16 protein-coding genes are annotated in these 19,908 nt (G+C 52.9%); 5 read left to right on the plus strand and 11 right to left on the minus strand.

The annotated features are described in order from the left end of the window. Window positions 1-52 precede the first annotated feature (52 nt). Window positions 53-1,462, minus strand: coding sequence for a mannose-1-phosphate guanylyltransferase/mannose-6-phosphate isomerase (locus EHSB41UT_RS13185; RefSeq protein WP_087110546.1), 1,410 nt, complete (start codon window positions 1,460-1,462; stop codon window positions 53-55). Continuing rightward, window positions 1,462-2,298, minus strand: coding sequence for a posphoenolpyruvate synthetase regulatory kinase/phosphorylase PpsR (gene ppsR, locus EHSB41UT_RS13190; RefSeq protein WP_087110626.1), 837 nt, complete (start codon window positions 2,296-2,298; stop codon window positions 1,462-1,464). Before ppsR ends, EHSB41UT_RS13185 begins: the two co-directional genes overlap by 1 nt. Before the next feature lie 360 nt (window positions 2,299-2,658). Between ppsR and ppsA the strand changes: the two genes are divergently transcribed. The 3 genes from ppsA (at window position 2,659) to EHSB41UT_RS13205 (ending at window position 7,110) form a co-directional block, all read left to right on the plus strand. Further along, entirely contained in the window at window positions 2,659-5,025 is a 2,367-nt protein-coding gene (gene ppsA, locus EHSB41UT_RS13195) for a phosphoenolpyruvate synthase (RefSeq protein WP_087110548.1), read from the plus strand. Window positions 5,026-5,415: 390 nt separating this feature from the next. After that, entirely contained in the window at window positions 5,416-6,471 is a 1,056-nt protein-coding gene (locus EHSB41UT_RS13200; protein ID WP_133060508.1) for a coiled-coil domain-containing protein, read from the plus strand. 180 nt (window positions 6,472-6,651) lie between these two features. Further along, window positions 6,652-7,110 (plus strand): hypothetical protein, encoded by a 459-nt coding sequence (locus EHSB41UT_RS13205; RefSeq protein ID WP_087110551.1) that lies wholly within the window; start codon window positions 6,652-6,654, stop codon window positions 7,108-7,110. 5 nt (window positions 7,111-7,115) lie between these two features. Here EHSB41UT_RS13205 and rraA read toward each other — a convergent pair whose 3' ends face one another. Further along, window positions 7,116-7,601, minus strand: coding sequence for a ribonuclease E activity regulator RraA (gene rraA / locus EHSB41UT_RS13210; RefSeq protein WP_087110552.1), 486 nt, complete (start codon window positions 7,599-7,601; stop codon window positions 7,116-7,118). A 129-nt stretch (window positions 7,602-7,730) separates the two neighbouring features. Between rraA and EHSB41UT_RS13215 the strand changes: the two genes are divergently transcribed. Further along, complete coding sequence (locus tag EHSB41UT_RS13215) at window positions 7,731-8,321, plus strand: hypothetical protein (RefSeq protein WP_087110554.1); 591 nt, start codon at window positions 7,731-7,733, stop codon at window positions 8,319-8,321. A 38-nt stretch (window positions 8,322-8,359) separates the two neighbouring features. On the opposite strand, the gene mmsB is transcribed toward EHSB41UT_RS13215, so the two are convergent. Together mmsB and EHSB41UT_RS13225 are read right to left on the minus strand one after the other, a co-directional pair. Continuing rightward, a complete protein-coding gene (gene mmsB / locus EHSB41UT_RS13220; protein WP_087110628.1) occupies window positions 8,360-9,241 on the minus strand; it encodes a 3-hydroxyisobutyrate dehydrogenase in 882 nt (293 codons plus the stop codon). Window positions 9,242-9,264: 23 nt separating this feature from the next. Continuing rightward, window positions 9,265-10,773, minus strand: a complete 1,509-nt coding sequence (locus EHSB41UT_RS13225) for a CoA-acylating methylmalonate-semialdehyde dehydrogenase (protein WP_087110555.1) — start codon at window positions 10,771-10,773, stop codon at window positions 9,265-9,267. Window positions 10,774-10,880: 107 nt separating this feature from the next. Between EHSB41UT_RS13225 and EHSB41UT_RS13230 the strand changes: the two genes are divergently transcribed. Continuing rightward, window positions 10,881-11,483, plus strand: a complete 603-nt coding sequence (locus EHSB41UT_RS13230) for a hypothetical protein (protein WP_133060509.1) — start codon at window positions 10,881-10,883, stop codon at window positions 11,481-11,483. A gap of 72 nt (window positions 11,484-11,555) precedes the next feature. On the opposite strand, the gene prpF is transcribed toward EHSB41UT_RS13230, so the two are convergent. From prpF to EHSB41UT_RS13260, 6 genes are all read right to left on the minus strand, one after another. After that, on the minus strand, window positions 11,556-12,743 hold the full coding sequence (gene prpF / locus EHSB41UT_RS13235) for a 2-methylaconitate cis-trans isomerase PrpF (RefSeq protein WP_087110559.1): 1,188 nt from the start codon (window positions 12,741-12,743) through the stop codon (window positions 11,556-11,558). Beyond that, the gene (gene acnD, locus EHSB41UT_RS13240) at window positions 12,740-15,349 is read right to left on the minus strand and encodes a Fe/S-dependent 2-methylisocitrate dehydratase AcnD (RefSeq protein WP_087110561.1); all 2,610 of its coding nucleotides are present in this window, start codon (window positions 15,347-15,349) and stop codon (window positions 12,740-12,742) included. The genes prpF and acnD overlap by 4 nt, the downstream gene beginning before the upstream one ends. 174 nt (window positions 15,350-15,523) lie before the next feature. After that, window positions 15,524-16,651 carry a bifunctional 2-methylcitrate synthase/citrate synthase gene (prpC, locus tag EHSB41UT_RS13245; protein ID WP_087110563.1) on the minus strand — a complete coding sequence of 376 codons (1,128 nt, stop codon included), beginning with the start codon at window positions 16,649-16,651 and terminating at the stop codon, window positions 15,524-15,526. A 158-nt stretch (window positions 16,652-16,809) separates the two neighbouring features. Continuing rightward, window positions 16,810-17,700 (minus strand): methylisocitrate lyase, encoded by an 891-nt coding sequence (prpB, locus tag EHSB41UT_RS13250; RefSeq protein ID WP_087110565.1) that lies wholly within the window; start codon window positions 17,698-17,700, stop codon window positions 16,810-16,812. Then, complete coding sequence (locus EHSB41UT_RS13255; protein ID WP_087110566.1) at window positions 17,697-18,476, minus strand: GntR family transcriptional regulator; 780 nt, start codon at window positions 18,474-18,476, stop codon at window positions 17,697-17,699. The genes prpB and EHSB41UT_RS13255 overlap by 4 nt, the downstream gene beginning before the upstream one ends. 160 nt (window positions 18,477-18,636) lie before the next feature. Continuing rightward, on the minus strand, window positions 18,637-19,863 hold the full coding sequence (locus tag EHSB41UT_RS13260; RefSeq protein WP_087110568.1) for a MalM family protein: 1,227 nt from the start codon (window positions 19,861-19,863) through the stop codon (window positions 18,637-18,639). Window positions 19,864-19,908: the final 45 nt, after the last annotated feature.

The raw sequence follows: 19,908 nt of genomic DNA on the forward strand, positions 1-19,908 counted from the left end.
ACGCGGCGCATATTAAGGGTCGACTGATTAAAAATCAATAGGTTGGATGATTTTATTCATGCCTGTTGTAGTCATCATCATAACGGACAATATCATTCTCCGGATCATCACTCCCTTGCTCACTCCAGGTTTGCACCTCAATAATAATCAAAGGCTCCGCTCCGGGGTTTGCCAGACGGTGCCGGCTGCCAGCCGGAACATAGACAGATTGTCCCCGGTGCAGCATCTGCTCCTGCGCATCAACAGTGACCTGCGCGCAGCCCGATACCACCACCCAGTTTTCATTGCGGTAACGGTGACTCTGCAAGGAGAGTCTATGCCCCACTTTAACCTGCAATTGCTTGACGGCACACTGATCACCTTGCAGCAATAATGTCTGACTGCCCCAGGGAGCATAACGCTTGGAGTGAGCAGCAATAGTTCGCTCGCCGGCTGCCTGCATGATCTGCAGTAACTGCGGAAGCTGGTCGGCAGATTGCCGACCCATCACCAACACAGCATCTTCCGTCACAACAATGATCTGATTATCTATACCGACAGTGGCAACAGCAGGTCCGCTGCTACGAATCAGGCTATTGGACGTGTTTAAGGAATAGATTCTTTCTGAAGCATTACCTCCGCCCTCAGCCTTAAGCAAACCTTCCCAGGAGCCAATATCCGACCAACCCATAGACACAGGCAGTACCCGTGCCTTATCGGTGTTCTCCATCACGCTGTGATCAAAACCCTGGGGGGCAATGTTTTGATAGGCTTCAGCATCCAGACGTAAAAAATCGAGATCCCTGACTGCACATTTATAAGCCTGCGAACAGTTCTGATAAGTCTCAGGCACCCAGTGCCGTACTTCCTGCAGGAAAACCTCAGCGGCTCCAAGAAAAATGCCGGCATTCCAGAGATAACCCTGCTGGATATAAACGTTTGCGGTATCACTGTCCGGCTTTTCAATAAAGGTCTGAACAGGATAAGGCGCGTCACCGGATGATTGATCGGGCCGGATATAGCCATAGCCAGTTGCCGGGTAGTCCGGCACCACACCAAAAGTCACAATGGACGACTGTGCAGCGGCAAGACTGCGGGTGACAGCCTCTATAAAGGAAGACTCATCCTGAATAATATGATCGGCTGGTAGATACAACAGTGTCGCGTCTTGCTGACTAGCTAAGGCATGCAAAGCCGCACTGGTGATCGCCGCAGTAGTATGGCGGGCTTCCGGCTCCAATAACAGATCAACATCCAGGCCCAGAGCCTGAATGTGCTCTGCCGCCTGAAAGCGATAAGCGTTATGGGTAACAACAATAAGACGTCCACAATCCGGTAACTTGCAGGCTCTTAATAAAGTTTGTTGAAACAGGCTCAGCCCGGCACCCGTCAAATCCAGAAACTGCTTGGGACGATCAGCACGGGATTCCGGCCAAAGCCGTGTTCCCTGCCCTCCAGCCAGAATGACGGGAACCAGTGCCACTACTTCACCCGCCGCTCTATACCGGTCTGAGCAATGACCCGGGTGGCAATCTCTTCCACCGAATAATGGGTAGTATTCAGGAACGGAATATTGTTGCGGTCATACATCTGCTCCACCTCCTGCAACTCCATGGCACACTGACGTGGTGAGGCATAACGACTGTTCGGACGGCGCTCATGACGAATAGCAGCCAGTCGCTCCGGCGTAATCGTCAGCCCGAACAGTTTATTCTTGTAGGGTTCCAGCGCCTTGGGCAGACGCATCATATCCATATCATCTTCGGTGATCGGATAGTTGGCCGCCCGAATACCAAACTGCAAACCGAGATACAGACAGGTTGGCGTTTTGCCACAGCGGGATACGCCCACCAGGATAATATCCGCCTGATCGTAAGACTTCAGCCGTGCACCATCATCATTATCAATTGCAAAGTGAACAGCTTCGATCCGCTGGTTGTACTTGCCGCCCCCGGAGGAATCAATGGAACGTTTACGACCGACCTGATGCACCGCATGGGCATTGAGCTGCTTTTCCAGAGCCGGCATAAAAGTATCGAAGATATCTACGCGGAAGGATTCAGCCGTGCGCAGAACTTCTGCGATACCTTCATCAATAATGGTGCTGAACACCAGCGGAGGGACCCCCTCACTGGCCACCTGATTCAATAGTTGTACGACTTCCTGCGCTTTTTCGGCGGTATCTATATAAGGAAGGGTCATGGGTTCAAAGCGGGTGTCGGCAAACTGGGCCAGCAGACTCTGCCCAAACGATTCGGCGGTTATCCCGGTACCGTCAGAGACAAAAAAAACCTTACGAATCGGGTTCTGTTCATTCATGTTTATTATAACCACCATTTCATCGAAAAATATCGACCGCTCGGAACGGCACAGGCCGATTGCTGCCAAGCTTACTCCCAGTACGGCCATCGTGTCCAAAGCGGCACTTTTCACAGCAGTTCCGTGGCTATTTTTCCGGCACCGCCAATAACTGAATATATACTCTCCCCTCTTGTTTGAATCTGTTTGATAGATGTATTGTAGAATGCAGTTACTCGGTACAGAGTGATAGGCAAATCAACCGGTGTTGCACCAGTTGCAGCCACTGGATACAGGCAGAAATATCCTGCACATTCATCAGCAGCGCCCTGTATTCTGTGAACCGGCTTGATCAGGGGTGTGATCTTTAGGGGGTGACTCTTGCAAGCATATGTAATTGGCCTGGACAAACTGGGGGCCGGAGATGTTGAGCTGGTCGGAGGCAAGAATGCCTCGCTGGGGGAGATGATCAGCAACCTGGCAGGTGTCGGTGTATCGGTACCGGGCGGTTTTGCCACAACGGCTCAGGCCTATCGCGACTTTCTGGAAGAGAGTGGCCTTAACGAAAAGATTCACCAGCTGCTGGACACTCTCGATGTTGATGATGTCCGCGCCCTGACGACTGCCGGCGCCCAGATTCGTCAGTGGGTCATTGAGCAGCCTTTCTCCGAGAAGCTCGAACACGACATTCATGAAGCCTGGGAAGTTCTGCAGCAAGGCAATGAAAACCTGTCTGTCGCCGTGCGCTCTTCCGCTACCGCAGAAGATTTGCCGGATGCCTCCTTTGCCGGACAGCAGGAAACCTTCCTGAACATTCGCGGCTACGACAACCTGCTGGTCGCTATCAAAGAGGTGTTTGCTTCCCTCTTTAATGACCGAGCCATCGCTTACCGCGTGCATCAGGGCTTTGATCACCGTAATGTTGCCCTGTCCGCCGGCGTGCAAAAAATGGTGCGCAGTGAAACAGCCTCTTCCGGGGTTATGTTCACCCTGGATACCGAATCCGGCTTCCGTGACGCTGTCTTTATCACCTCTTCCTATGGGCTTGGTGAGACTGTCGTTCAGGGTGCAGTCAACCCGGATGAGTTCTATGTTCACAAAGTCGCTCTTGAAGCCGGTCGCCCTGCGGTTCTGCGCCGCAACCTGGGCAGCAAAGCCATCAAGATGACCTACACCAGCGAATCCTCTGCCGGCCGCTCCATCCAGACCGTCGATGTTCCGGAAACCGATCGCCGCAGCTTCTCCATCACCGATGAAGAAGTGCAGGAACTGGCCAGACTGGCCGTGATTATTGAAAAGCACTACCAGCGCCCAATGGATATCGAGTGGGCCAAAGATGGTGACGACGGCCAGCTTTATATTGTTCAGGCTCGCCCGGAGACAGTGAAGAGCCGCAGCGCCGGCACCATGGAACGCTACCTGCTCAAAGAGAAAGGCCGTGTTCTGGTGGAAGGTCGCAGCATCGGTCAGCGTATTGGTAGCGGTCAGGTGAAAGTGATCCACGATATTTCCGAAATGGATCTGCTTCAGCCGGGCGATGTACTTGTCACAGATATGACCGACCCAGACTGGGAACCGATCATGAAGCGGGCAGCTGCCATCGTCACCAACCGCGGCGGCCGTACCTGCCACGCAGCCATCATTGCCCGAGAGTTGGGCATTCCTGCGGTTGTTGGCTGCGGCAATGCCACTGAGCGCCTGCATAATGATATGCCGGTAACCGTATCCTGCGCCGAAGGTGATACCGGTCTGATCTACGATGGCCTGCTGGACTTCGACATCCATAGCAACTCCGTAGAAACCATGCCAGACATTCCATTCAAGATCATGATGAATGTTGGCAACCCGGATCGGGCTTTCGACTTTGCCGCCCTGCCCCATAACGGTGTTGGCCTGGCACGCCTTGAGTTCATCATCAACCGGATGATCGGCGTTCACCCGAAAGCTCTGCTGAATTATGAAACTCTGCCAGCGGATATCCGTGCCAGTGTCGACAAGCGCATTGCCGGCTATGCCAGCCCGGTGGATTTCTATGTCGAGAAACTGGTTGAAGGTGTGGCTACCATCGCCGCAGCCTTCTACCCAGAAAAGGTGATTGTTCGTCTGTCCGACTTTAAGTCCAACGAATATGCCAATCTGATTGGCGGCAAACTGTATGAGCCGGAAGAAGAGAACCCGATGCTCGGCTTCCGTGGCGCATCCCGCTACATCTCCGAAGGTTTCCGTGACTGCTTTGAGCTGGAATGCCGTGCCATGCGCAAGGTGCGCGATGAAATGGGCCTGACCAATGTTGAGTTGATGGTTCCGTTTGTCCGTACTGTTGGCGAAGCCCGTCAGGTGTCTGATCTGCTGACTGCCAATGGCCTGCGCCGTGGTGAGAATGGTCTTCGCATTATTATGATGTGTGAGCTGCCTGCCAACGCCCTGCTGGCTGATGCATTCCTGGAATACTTCGATGGCTTCTCTATCGGCTCCAACGATATGACCCAGCTGACCCTTGGCCTGGATCGTGATTCCGGCGTTATTGCCCACCTGTTTGATGAGCGTAACGATGCAGTGAAAGCCCTGCTGGCTATGGCAATCAAAGCCTGCCAGAAGGCTGGCAAGTATGTCGGTATCTGCGGTCAGGGGCCATCCGATCATCCCGATCTTGCTCGCTGGTTGATGGAGCAAGGTATTGAGACCGTATCCCTGAACCCGGACAGCGTTCTGGAAACCTGGTTCTACCTGGCTGAACACCAGAAGTAAGTTCAGGTAGTTACCTCAAAGACAAAAGCCATGGTTAACGCCATGGCTTTTTTATTACCTGCTCCCTTTGCCTCTACTGCCTGCGCGCTATATCCACTTTCTCTCTGTGTCAGCCTCTTGAGCTCTAACGATCCAGCACTGCCCTTTACCCCAACCTATCTCTTTTTGATCACGGTTTTGGCCACTTTTTAGCCAAATCGAACCTCTTCCTGCCCCGAAAAACCTCTGTGCTATAGACGTCTCTAGTTTTCTTACTCAAAACCCTATTTAGTACCGGTAATTAATATTACCGGTACTAAATTGTTATTTTTGAAAAATATTCACAACCTTTAATACCAGTATTATAATACCGGTATTAATAGTTTTATCAGTACACAAAGAATGTCCGATATGAAAGATTCACAGCGTCGTTCACTTGTTTTCACCGTTCTGGATGATATGAAGAACGCCGGAGAGAAGATCACGGCTCAGAAACTGGCAACCCAGGCCAAAATGGGTAAACAGACCGTTCTCCCCTATTACCGGGAGTGGCAGGAGCTGGAAATACTGGGAGAGAGTGAAGAAGTAGAGCTGTCCCAGGAGCTGATCCGGGTAATCAAACGTGAGATCGCCAAGGAGAAGTTCCGTCAGGGCGAACAGCTGCGCGAAATTCAGGATCAACTGGATGAAGAGCGAGATCACTACGCCGCTCAATCGGAAGTCTGGAGACAGCAGCTAGAGGAGCTGCAGGAAAACCTGCAAAAGCAGGAAGCGGCCAATACTGAGCTCAGCCAGCAGAATCAATCCCTGCGGGAAACGGAAGCCGAGCTGCGCACCAAGCTCTCCACCCTCTCTGACAAGAACGAAAGCCTGCAGAAAGACACTGATAAGCTTGAACAAAAACTGGAGCAGGAAGCCAAACGCGCTGAGCAGGCACTGGCTGAGCAGGAACGCCGCCTCGACGAATCACACAGCAAGATTGTCGATCACTGGCTGAAAGTGCTGGATGAAGAGCGCCGGGAAAAAGCCCGGGCGCAAAAACAGGCTGAGAAAGCCGAGTCTGAACGCCAGCTGCTCAGCAAAGATAAATCACGGCTGGAAGACCAGCTGGAATATGAAAAGCGTGCTCACCGTACGACCACGGAACAATTGGGAACAGCGGAGCAGAAAGCCAGCCTGATGGCCGAACTGCAGGCCCAGCACGACAAACTGATTCATGGACTGGGTCGTCCGGAAAACCCTGAGCAAGCCCTACAGCAGCTACAGGAGCAAGTCGCCCTCTTTAAAGAGAATCAGCAAAACCTGCGACTGATTGAAGAGGAACTGAAGCGAACCCAGAAACAAAATGCAGAACAGACCGAAGCCATGGATAGCCTGTCCAAAGAAAATCGTACCCTGCTGGAACAGGCGATTCGCCTCGAAGCCCGGCTGGAAGGTATCCAGCTGGCTAAAGGCATAACCTCTTAACCCCTGCCTTCTGCAAAGACCAATAGCAAGCCATGCTGACAACTCTGCCAGCATGGCTTGCCGGCAGAAAACTTATCCTGCTCGAGAAGGCCAAATACTCTTTACCACTGATATAAGACCGGTAGATCCATGCAAGGAAGCCATCGGAGCCAAATTCTCAGGCAGGAGCACTGTCTGAACATGTTAGAAGAGCCCGCTCCGCCACCACGTTATTATGGTCGCAGACCGCTCCAGAGAACTGGCAGCTGGCATGGAACCACGGTTACTCGTCAGGATATTACCGACCCAAAACTGCGAAGAAAAAATCGTCAGGCCTTTGTAGATTTTGCCTGTCAGGTCATTCAGAGTGAGCTGGACAGTATTCGCCGAAAGTTTATCGCTGGTAACGACAAACTCATCGAGGCCGATCGTAAAATAACAGTGGTAACCAGCCAGATAACCAAGCAGTTTCCGGGACGAAGAAGTAACAGGCTGAAAAAATACAAATCCATAAGCGCAATGGGCAGCCTGCTCACCAGCAGGCCACCATCACTGGCTCTACTCCCGGAACCCACTCTCTATCAGCATAAAAATACAGAGGCTTCTCACAGAGCCAGAGACTCACGATGCAAAACCCCTAAAAAAGTACACTTTCAATAAATAGCTCAGGGCATGCTCAATGGTTCCTTGGACACAATAATCCCGTTATTGTCGGCATAAATATAATCACCCGGGCGAATCGTGACCCCGTGAAAAGTCACCGGAATATTCACCTCACCAATGCCCTTCTTATCGGTCTTCATCGGATGTGAGCCCAGCGCCTGAACACCCAGAGGCAGTTCGGCCAACACATCGACATCCCGAACACAGCCGTACATGATAATCCCGGCCCAGCCATTCTTGACGGCCTTCTCTGCCAGCATATCGCCCAAACAGGCCCGACGCATGGAACCACCGGCATCAACCACCATCACCCGGCCCAAACCCGCCTCATCTACCAGCTCTTTCACCCGAGAGTTATCTTCAAAGCACTTGACCGTTATCACCTCGCCACCAAAAGAGCTGAGGCCACCGTAATTACGAAAACCGGGATCCAGCGCCTGAACCAGTTCCGGATAAGCATCACAGAGGTCAGGTGTTACATAGGTCATAGCGAAATCTCTTGTTCTGTTTATAGGTTTTCGATGTCGTTTGCCACGGGAGGCATCAGCATTATTCCATTAGCGCCCGTGTGCTTCAAACTGACTAAGCTGATAAAGAGACAACAGGGAGCACCAGCCATGGGTGTAGGCAGAATAGACGGCAGCGATCGGACCGCCAGCAACGATATCCTCGATAACAGCATTCAGCCCCCAGAACCATCTGTTGGCCACCATGGCACCCGCATGGTTTATCAGGTGATTCCTCAACAACTGTTCAAGAAACTGACCAAAGCGGAAAAGGATATTATTCGTCAGGCTGAACGTATTGCTCGCCGGGAAGAGCGCCGTGCCATGCGCGAAGCCAAGAAGTCCGCGCTGGAAAATGAAACTGTGACTGCGGTGGAATCTGGCCAGGACCGTGGCACGGTAGATTTCAGTGACCCTTATGCCGTGGTGCTGGAACTGGCCAAGATGGCAGATGGCATGGAAAACAGCCAGAATCCCAAAGTCGTCTTAATGCTAACCGAAACCATCAATCAGATGCTCAAGCAAATTCACGAGCAGGAAGAGAGACGCGCCGAGAACCGCCGGGAAGAACAGGAGCAGGAGGAACAGGACCGCAAGACCTATGAGCAGCGTCGCCAGCAGGATGACCATATCCGCCAGCAACAGCTGCAGAGAATTGAGCAGGAAAACAGCCAAAGGCAGAACCGGCTAAACAACACCTAAGCTCTGCCCAACGGCTTCACCTTTGATAACGGCTATTTCTATTTCTGATAAGCGCGGAAGATACTGGAGAAATCCAGCGAGCCATTACCGGCTTCCGCATGTTGCCCAAACAAGCTTCGGGCCAGATCTCCCATCGGCGTATCCTGCTGACTCTGACTGGCAATCTCAGCAGCCAGCCCCAGATCCTTCAACATCAGATCCACCATAAAACCGCCCTGGTAGTCTTTACTGGCCGGTACGCCATCCATCACACCCGGCACCGGATTATATTTTTCCAGAGACCAGTTGGCACCTGAACTTTGCAGCATAATATCCGACAGTACCTTAGGATCCATGCCATTGGCCTGCCCCAGAGCCAGAGCTTCGGCCGTCCCGGCCATATGGATGGCCAGCAGCATGTTATTGCACATTTTCACCAGCTGACCGCAGCCCACCTTGCCGGCATGGAAAATATTCTTGCCCATATGAGCCAGCACTGGTTTGGCTCGTTCAAAAGCCGCATCCTCACCACCTACCATAAAGGTCAAGGTGCCCGCGGCCGCACCAGCTGTTCCTCCAGATACTGGCGCATCGAGGAAAACCAGCCCTTCCATATGAGCCTTTTCCGCCATATCCCGTGCCGTTGAGAGATCAATGGTGCTGCAATCAATCACCAGGGTGTTGGGCATCAGCTGTCCGAACAGATTACCCTCACCAGCATAAAGATCACGAACAATCTGTCCATTGGGCAGCATGGAGATCACCACATCAGCACCACTGGCCGCTTCGGCCGGTGTCTCGGCAACCTCTCCGCCAATCTCCCGAAATGCCACCAGTGATTCCGGTGACAGATCAAAACCCTTAACGGCATAGCCCGCCTTTACCAGGTTGGCCGCCATTGGCCCGCCCATATTCCCCAAACCAAAAAACGCAATATTCATAGAGACCTCACTTTTTATTTTCATTATTTGAGGTTAATGGTCATATTCGGGCCGCTCGTTGCCTGGCTTGATTCAAAGCTTGGCTCAAACCAACGACTGGTGACTGTTTTGGTTTCGGTATAAAAACGCACCGCCTGCTTGCCGTAAGCATGCTGATCGCCATAGAACGAACCTTTCCAGCCGGTAAAGGAGAAAAACGGCAGTGGTACCGGAATCGGAATATTGATACCCACCTGCCCGACTTCCACCTCATGGCGATAACGGCGGGCAATGGCGCCACTGTCGGTAAAGATTGAAGTACCATTGCCATAAGGACTGTTATTTACAATCTCCAGCGCATCATCAAAGCCGTCGACTTCCATACAGCACAGCACAGGGCCAAAGATCTCTTCTTTATAGATATCCATCTCGGGAGTCACACCACTGAATAAGGTTGGGCCTACCCAATTCCCCTCAAGGTGACCATCAACAGCGCACTCGGAACCATCCAGCAGACAGGTGGCTCCCTCCTCCTTACCACGAGCAATCAAACCAAGCACCCGCTCTTTGGCCTGCGGGCTAATCAAGGGACCGTAGGCGGCTCCACTGTCATTCCAGGCTCCCGGGCGCACCTTGGCCAGCGCCTCTCTGATTTCCGGCAACCAGTCCCGGGCTTCACCAACAAGCACCGCAACACTGATCGCCATACACCGCTGGCCTGCCGCGCCGACTGAGGCACCGACAATATTATTGATCACCTGTTGTTTGTTGGCATCCGGCATCACCACCATATGGTTCTTGGCACCGGCAAAGCACTGGGCGCGCTTCAGATGGTCGGTCGCAGTCCGGTAAACATGCTGGCCGACGTTGACCGAGCCCACAAACGACACGGCTTTAATATCATCGTGGGTCAGCAAGGTATCCACCTGCTCCTTACCACCATGAACCACCTGCAGAACACCTTCCGGCGCTCCGGCTTCACGGAACAGTTCCGCCAGTCGCATAGGGGTATGGGGATCCTGCTCCGAAGGTTTGAGAATAAAGGTATTGCCACAGGCCACCGCCATCGGGAACATCCAGAGCGGTATCATCGCTGGAAAGTTAAAAGGGGTAATACCGGCACAGACGCCCAGCGGCTGGATATAACTGACGGTATCAATGCCCGGGGCCACATTCTCGACCGACTCACCCATTAACATGGGGGCAACATTGGCCGCCTGCTCAACCACTTCAATCCCACGCCAGACATCACCCTTGGCATCTTCAAAAACCTTGCCGGTCTCGCGGCTAAGAATTTCGGCCAGCTCATCATGGTGTTCTTTCAACAAGGCCTGATAACGCAGCATGAGACGAGAACGTTCCGGCACAGCAACATTGCGCCAGCTCTTGAATGCCTTTCCTGCATCGGCAATAGCCTGCTGCATTTCATCGGGGGTTGTCAGTGGGGCTTCAGAAATCACTTCGCCGGTGGCTGGATTGGTCACCGGAATGGTGGCAGTGGCCGAAGAATTGACGCACTGGTTATTCAGAAACAGAGGGACACGCTGAGTCATACTGTGGCTCCATTTATTATTGTTTTTTCACTGCCAGCTTGTGCGGTGGTGATCACGCTCAGTGTCTATGCTCATGGCTCTCATATCTGTATCGAGGATGAGATCCCATGATAGAAGGTGATAAAGAATTCCTACAGAATCCACGCACACGCATACCCTTCCACTGTATCAGGAAATACGCCCGCCTCGTAGCTTTGGGGAGCTGCGCCAGTGTTATCATTTGTATCCAGAACACACAGGCGGCCACTCTGTTTTTTGATGACCAGACAGCCGCCAGCAGCTATGGCTTCAGCGCCAAAGCCACCGGGTTTAAAGGGGACGCCCTGAAGTACTTCACCAAGGTGAATGGTCATACCTATACCATTGGCAATGTCAGCTCCCAGGGCAACGATATTCCCAACAGCACCAATATCAGTCTGCAGAATGTTAACGACGATACCCACCCGACAATGGGTGCCTTTCCCCAGGGCAGTCTGGGTTGGTCGTTTGATGGCAGCTCCACCGCTAATCCAACCTATACCTTTACCGTGTTTGCCGGCGGTAAATATTATTACCCCGATGAACGCAGCTACAGCATAACAATCACAGTCGATGGCAAAGGATTGGGAACTGTGAATACCAATACCTCATCCGACTGGCATCCCACCCACTTTAACAAGATACCTTTCAATAAAAACAGCAAGATAGACGTCGTTCTTAAACCACTTTAATGCACGCGAATAAAAAGCCCGGCAGTCAAACTGTCGGGCTCGCGTTTAATAAAGAAGGTCTTTTAGTGCTGCTTAAACATCCAGAGTTTCAGCAGGTACCCTGACCCAGCCTTCCATCAGTACACGGGCACTTCGACTCATAATGGCTTTGGTCGCAATCCAGTTCCCATTCACCAACTTTGCTTCTGCACCAACACGTAGCGTTCCCGAGGGATGACCAAAACGGACAGCATCACGCTCACCGCCACCGGCCGCCAGATTGACCAACGTGCCAGGAATCGCTGCTGCAGTCCCGATCGCCACGGCTGCAGTGCCCATCATCGCATGGTGCAGCTTCCCCATCGACAGCGCCCGTACCAGCAGATCAACACTCTCTGCTGCAACCTCTTTACCGCTGGTAGATGTGTAGCTTCTAGGCTCAGAGACAAAGGCAATCTTCGGTGTATGCTGACGGCTGGCCGCTTCGGCAATATCAGAGATCAAACCCATCTTCACCGCACCATAGGCACGGATAGTTTCAAACCGGGCCAGAGCATCAGCGTCGCCATTGATAGCATCCTGAAGCTCGGTACCGGTATAGCCAATATCTTCTGCATTCACGAAGATGGTCGGGATACCGGCATTGATCATGGTGGCCTTAAAGGTGCCAACATCAGGCACCTCAAGTTCATCTACCAGATTGCCGGTCGGGAACATACTGCCTTCACCGTCGGCCGGATCCATAAACTCAATTTGCACTTCTGCTGCCGGGAAGGTCACCCCATCCAGTTCAAAGTCGCCGGTTTCCTGCACTTCACCATTGGTGATCGGAACATGGGCAACGATGGTCTTCTGAATATTCACCTGCCAGATACGGACGACGGCAATGCCAGTCTCGGGAATACGATCCGCATCCACCATTCCCTTGCTAATGGCAAAGGCACCCACAGCGGCAGTCAGATTGCCGCAGTTACCACTCCAGTCAACAAATGGCTTATCAATAGAGACTTGCCCAAACAGATAATCAACATCATGATCCGCTTTCGTACTCTTATCGAGAATCACCGTTTTGCTGGTGCTGGATGTAGCACCACCCATGCCATCAATCTGCTTGGCATAAGGATCCGGGCTGCCAATCACCCGTAACAGCAAAGCATCACGAACTGCGCCTGACTGCTGGGCAGCCTCGGGCAGATCGGTGCGGGCGAAGAAGACGCCTTTGCTGGTACCGCCACGCATATAGGTGGCGGGCACTTTTATCTGTCGTTTAAAGCTGGTCATGCCTCATCACCCTGAGCCAGGAAATCCTTGGCAAAACGCTGCAGCACACCGCCAGCGGCATACACGGAGATTTCCTCAGCAGTATCAAGACGGCAGGTGACAGGCACTTCAATGGTTGCGCCATTCACGCGATGAACAATCAGAGTCAGCGTGGCACCCGGTGTCCGCTCTCCAACAACATCATAAGTTTCGGTACCATCCAGCCCCAACGTTTTGCGGGTGGTGCCTTCCTTAAACTGCAGTGGCAGAACACCCATACCCACCAGATTGGTACGATGGATACGCTCAAAGCCTTCGGCAACAATCGCTTCAACACCTGCCAGACGCACACCTTTGGCCGCCCAGTCCCGTGAAGAGCCCTGCCCATAGTCTGCACCGGCAACAATAATCAGCGGCTGCTTGCGCTTCATATAGGTTTCGATGGCTTCCCACATCCGGGTCTCTTTACCTTCCGGCTCGATACGAGCCAGAGAACCCTGCTTTACACTGCCCTCGTTGTCGAGGCACATCTCATTCAGCAGTTTTGGGTTGGCAAAGGTGGCACGCTGGGCGGTCAGGTGATCACCTCGGTGGGTGGCGTAAGAGTTAAAGTCCTCTTCCGGCAGCCCCATCTTGGCCAGATATTCACCCGCCGCACTGGACGCCAGAATAGCGTTCGATGGTGACAGATGGTCGGTAGTGATATTGTCACCCAGCACTGCCAACGGACGCATACCCTTAAGAGTTCTCTCACCGGCCAGTGCACCCTCCCAATACGGCGGACGACGGATATAGGTACTCATTGGGCGCCAGTCGTACAGCGGGCTTTCTGCTTCTGTGATCTTGCCCAGATCAAACATCGGGATATAAACCTGCTGGAACTGCTCCGGCTTTACAAACTGGCTGACAATGGCATCAATCTCTTCATCCGCAGGCCAGATATCCTGCAGGGTGATCGGGTTGCCGTCTTTATCGGTGCCCAGCACATCCCTCTCGATATCGAAACGCACTGTACCGGCAATGGCATAAGCGACAACCAGCGGCGGTGAGGCCAGGAATGCCTGCTTGGCATAGGGATGGATACGGCCATCAAAGTTCCGGTTACCGGACAGCACGGCCGTGGAGTACAGATCACGATCAATAATTTCCTGCTGAATCTTGGGATCCAGCGCACCACTCATACCGTTACAGGTGGTGCAGGCATAGGCGACAATACCGAAGCCCAGCTTCTCCATCTCGGAAAGCAGACCCGCTTCTTCCAGATACAGCTTGGCCACCTTGGAGCCGGGAGCAAAGGAGGATTTTACCCAAGGTTTGCGAACCAGCCCCAGCTCATTGGCCTTCTTAGCCACCAGGCCGGCAGCCACAACATTGCGAGGATTGGAGGTATTGGTGCAGGAAGTGATGGCAGCAATAATCACGGCCCCATCCGGCATCTTGCCTTCCGCTTCTTCTGCTTTGGCTTTATCCAGATCAACCGCAATACCGCGCTCTTCCAGAGCAGCCGTCGGCAGACGACGATGAGGGTTTGATGGGCCAGCCAGATTTCTTTCCACGGTGGAAAGGTCAAAGGTCAGCACCCGCTCGTACTCAGCAGTCGAGAGATCATCCGCCCATAGACCAGTGGTCTTTGCATAGCTCTCAACCAACTCGACCTGCTCTGGCTCACGACCGGTCAGTTTGAGATAGTCGATGGTCTGTTCATCGATATAGAACATACCGGCCGAGGCACCATACTCCGGCGTCATATTGGAAATGGTGGCCCGATCACCAATCGACAGGGTTGCAGTGCCTTCCCCAAAGAATTCCAGATAGGCGGAAACCACCTTCTCATTACGCAGGAATTCGGTAATGGCGAGAACGATATCCGTGGCGGTAATGCCCGGCTTACGCTGACCAACCAGCTCCACACCAACAATATTGGGCAGACGCATCATGGATGGACGACCAAGCATCACGGTTTCCGCTTCCAGGCCACCGACACCAATCGCGATAACGCCCAATGCATCGACATGAGGCGTATGACTATCCGTACCTACGCAGGTATCCGGATAAGCGACACCATCACGGTTCTGAATAACCGGCGACATCCTCTCCAGATTGATCTGGTGCATAATGCCGTTACCGGCCGGAATCACATCCACATTTTTAAAGGCGGTCTTGGTCCACTCAATAAAGTGGAAACGGTCTTCATTACGGCGATCTTCAATAGCCCGGTTTTTCTCAAAAGCTTCCGGATCAAAACCCGGTGCTTCCACGGCCAACGAATGATCAACAATCAGCTGGGTAGGAACAACCGGATTCACTTTGGAAGGATCACCGCCCTGCTCGGCAATGGCATCACGCAGACCGGCCAGATCAACCAGTGCTGTTTGCCCCAGAATATCGTGGCAAACGACCCGGGCCGGATACCAGGGAAAATCAAGGTCTCTACGGGTTTCTACAATCTGAGTCAGACAATCGGTCAGCTGTTCCGGCGCACAGCGACGCACCAGCTGCTCGGCCAGAATGCGGGAGGTATAAGGCAGTTTGGCATAAGCACCGGGCTTGATGGCTTCGACCGCTTCACGGGTATCGAAGAAATCAATATCCGTCCCCGGCAGGTTCTTTCTGTATTGCGTGTTCATCTTTTTATCTCTGGAAACTGCTCTGCAACGTCGCTATGTAAAAGGTGAGAGGCCAAAGGTGACAGTCGGTGGCCTGTTGTTTCCAAAGGCCAGGGATGGCCGATGAGCTCCGCCGGACAGGGACTGTCCATCGGAGCGGGAAACAACAGGTTACCGGCGGTCAGCCAGGCACCGTTACGAGCGATCGGCAATATCAACCCACTCGGCACCTTCAGGGCCGGTGTAGTCGGCAGATGGGCGGATAATCCGGTTATTAGCGCGCTGCTCCATCACATGGGAGGTCCAGCCTGCCACCCGCGAGCAAACAAATATCGGGGTAAACAGCTTGGTGGGAATATCCATAAAGTTGTAAGCCGAAGCATGGAAGAAGTCTGCATTACAGAACAGCTTCTTCTCGCGCCACATCACCGCTTCCACACGTTCGGAAACTGCATACAGGTTGGTATCACCTGTCTCCTCAGACAGCTTCAGGGACCACTCCTTGATGATGGCATTACGTGGGTCAGACTCACGATAAATCGCATGACCAAAGCCCATGATCTTATCCTTGCGGGCCAGCATTCCCATGATCGCCTCTTCGGCTTCATCAGCGGTCGTCCACTGTTCGATCATATCCATGGCAGCTTCATTAGCGCCGCCATGCAGCGGGCCACGCAGGGAACCGATCGCACCGGTTACACAGCTGTGAATATCAGACAGAGTCGAGGCACAGACACGGGCGGTAAAGGTAGAAGCATTAAACTCATGCTCGGCATAGAGAATCAGAGAAGCATGCATAACCTCAACGTGCAGAGGCTCCGGCTTCTTGTCATGAAGGGTCCACAGGAACTGTTCCGCAATGGAATCCGCTTCGGTTTCCGTTTCAACCCGCACGCCGTTATGGCTGAAGTTGTACCAGTAGTTGATCATGCCCGGGAAGATGGCCAGCATGCGGTCAATATGGTCCAGCTGCTGCTCAAAGCTCTCTTCGGTTTCCAGGTTGCCCAGCATGGAGCAACCGGTGCGCATAACATCCATCGGATGGGCAGAAGCCGGAATATTTTCCAGCACAGTCTTCAGAGCATCCGGCAGCTTACGCATACCTTTCAGGCGAGCCTTGTAGGCGTCCAGTTCAGCCTGGTTTGGCAACTTGCCGTACAATAGCAGATAGGCAACCTCTTCAAACTGAGCCTTGTCCGCCAGCACTTTGATATCGTGACCGCGGTAAGTCAGGCCGGCACCGGTTTTACCAACCGTACACAGCGCTGTTTCACCAGCGGACTGACCACGAAGACCTGCACCACTTAATTTTTTTTCAGCCATGTCTGATTCTCCTGTTCGTACTCTTTATTGGGCAAAGCTCTTTATTGAGAAACGTGCCTATGAAAGATGTTCACGAACCTTGTTGTCTTTGTTATATCCGGATGGAATCACGCTGGCGGCAAAGCTGACTAAACCTTCCCGCCTGTTATTATTGTTTATTACTTGTTTTGGTCTTCAGCAAACAGACGGTCCAGAGTCTGCTCATAATCGTGGTACCCCAGGAAATCATACAGATCCATACGGGTCTGCATGGTCTCCACAACCGCTTCCTGACTGCCATCACGCAGCAGAGTCTGATAAACATTCAGCGCCGCCTGATTCATGGCCCGGAACGCACTCAACGGGTATAGCACCAGATCAATGCCGGCACCGGCCAGCTGCTCGCAGTTAAACAACGGCGTCGCACCAAATTCGGTGATATTCGCCAGCGTCGGCACCTTCACCGCATCAACAAAACGACGGTACTCTTCCAGAGTGTGCATGGCTTCCGGGAAAATCATATCAGCACCCGCTTCCACACACAGACAGGCCCGCTCGATAGCGGCATCAATACCTTCCACCTGCAACGCATCGGTACGTGCCATAATCACGAAATCATCATCCTGACGGGCATCAACGGCCGCCTTGACCCGATCCACCATCTCTTCTTTGGTGACAATCGCCTTGTTGGGGCGATGGCCACAACGCTTCTGGGCCACCTGATCTTCAATATGCACCGCCGCAGCGCCGGCCTTTTCCATATCCCGAATGGTCTTGGCAATATTGAATGCCCCGCCCCAGCCGGTATCGATATCAACCAGCAGTGGCAGGCTGGATGCCGAGGTAATCCGGCGCACATCTTCCAGCACGTCATTCAGGGAGGTCATACCCAGATCCGGCAGACCATAGGAAGCATTAGCCACACCACCACCGGAGAGATAAATAGCCTGATGACCGACCTTTTCGGCCATCATCGCAGCATAGGCATTAATAGTGCCGACCACCTGCAGCGGATTGTTGTTGGTAACAGCATCGCGGAACTTGCGACCTGGAGATTCACGACGACTCATAGAGTGGACTCCTTGACTTGTTTAGCGTTGTTCTTGGAAAAGGGCGTCTGCTTTTGAGACTGAGGAGAGGCGATAAATTCTAGTTGTTCAACCCGCTGACGGGCGGTACGAATATGGCGACGCATCAGATACTCGGCCATATCCCCATCCCGTTCAGCCAGGGCATCAACAATCTGCCGATGCTCGGAAAAGGCTTTTTCCGGACGGTTGCCGCCGGTGCTGGTCTGGTAACGGTACATACGAACCAGATGGTAGAGCTCACCGCACAGGCTATCGATCAACCGACGGTTACCGGATGCCATCACGATCCGATAATGGAAATCGAGATCACCTTCCTGCTGGAAGTAGGCTATGCCTTCCTTGAATTCCGACTGCTGACTGTGCTGTTCCAGCAAGGTATACATCGCCTGAATCTGCTGATCCGGCATATGCTCGGCGGCGAGCCGGCAGGCCAGACCTTCAAGCACTTCCCGTACCTGATAGATTTCCAGCAGCTCTTCGCGGCTTAACGACACCACCCGGGTACCGCTGTGGGGCGTACGGATAACCAGCTTTTGTCCTTCCAGACGACGAATAGCCTCCCGCAACGGTCCTCGACTGACGCCATAACGACTGGCCAGCCCGGCTTCGCTGAGCTTGGAACCGGCTGGAATCTCGCCACGCACAATGGCCTGTTGCAGAGCATGGAACAGCTGATCAGAAAGGGTTCGGGCTTCTACACCATCAGCACCGGCAGAGGAAAGTGCCGCTGTTGAGGCTGGCTCATGATCGGGCATTAAGATTGTCAACAATTTATAATTTTTCTACAGCCTATTGCCCACCAGGGCTTAGGTCAAGATGAAATTGTTGACAATTTTATTGATGGCAGTGGAATCATACAGAAACTGGTAGCCGGAAAAGCTATTTATTCCGCAAGACAGCATAACCGTGAGCAGGCTATTGCTCGATAAAGGCGACCTCAAAGCTACCCTGAGTCGCATGCTGACGCACAAACAGCTCCTGATCCTTATTCGGCACAGCACCATCCAATGGACGATCATAGGCACGGTTATCCAGCGTCTGCTGCTGACGGTCTTTAGACGTGGTCATAATGACCAGATAACGCTCGCCCAGCCACGGCTTCACCTGCACCACGCCTTCGATACTGGCATAACTGTTCCAGCTCTCCGGCTTTAACCGATAAACCGCATCGGTCACCATCCGTACCGGCTCACGATGCGCATCAAGGAACAGCAGGGTTGGGTAGATAAAGTCCGGACTGTCAGCCTGGGCAAAGCTTCGGATTCGTACAGATAACCGCCCCGGATCGGAAGGCAAGACAAAACCAATATACGGGCTCAATCCGGAAGGAAAGGCATAGCTGGGGCTGAGAGAATTAAAAGTCTCAAAGTGTTCATCCCCCTGCCCCATAGGCACAAAGGAAGTCACATCAATACTGCGACAGCAGCCCGTGCGCATATCCTCAATCAGCTGCCGGTCACGGTTCTGGGTTCGATTATTACGGCGCTGTTCACGACCGGCATCCAGCACTGTCGACAATTCATTGCTTAATTGCGGCCCTGCTGCGGTTGCAGGCAATTGTTGAGGCCGGCGAATCATAATTTCATAACCGTCGGATAATGTCGGAGCGGCACCAAGTCCAGGCAGTTGAGGCTGACGGAATGCCAGAGCTCTTTGTTCCGGGCTGATACTGGTGGTCTGCATCTGCCCGCTTTCATCCATCCAGGTAAAAAACGGCAGGCCATCACCATCACGGACAAAGCCCTTGCTCTCCAGCGCTTCCGCATCCATATAGCTGGATGCCCACTCACCGGAACCCAATACATAATCATTACTCGATGGGCCAGAGGCTCCAACATTGGAATAGAAGCTGCTCTGCAGATTGCCTTCGCCGTCTATAAAGGAGAAATAGCGGCGGGCCTGCTCTTTTACGCCACGACTGTTGGCCTGCCAGGCAATACTGTCAGAGGAATCGACCTTACTGGTATAGCCAGATAAAGAGATACGGCTACTGGCCTCATTTTGCTGATCGGTAAAGCTGTCATCGAGAAACAGATTACGCACCTTGCCGGTCTCATCGATGTAGGTGAACCAGCGTTCCTCAGCCAGCGCTGAGACGGAAACACAGAGGGAAAGAATCGGAATGGTCAGAATGGCTTTCATTATTATTGCTCTGACAAACGACAGTGATAAAAGAGCCTAACGGAA

The sequence above is a fragment of the Parendozoicomonas haliclonae genome (assembly GCF_900174585.1).
Classification (GTDB): Bacteria; Pseudomonadota; Gammaproteobacteria; order Pseudomonadales; family Endozoicomonadaceae; genus Sansalvadorimonas; species Sansalvadorimonas haliclonae.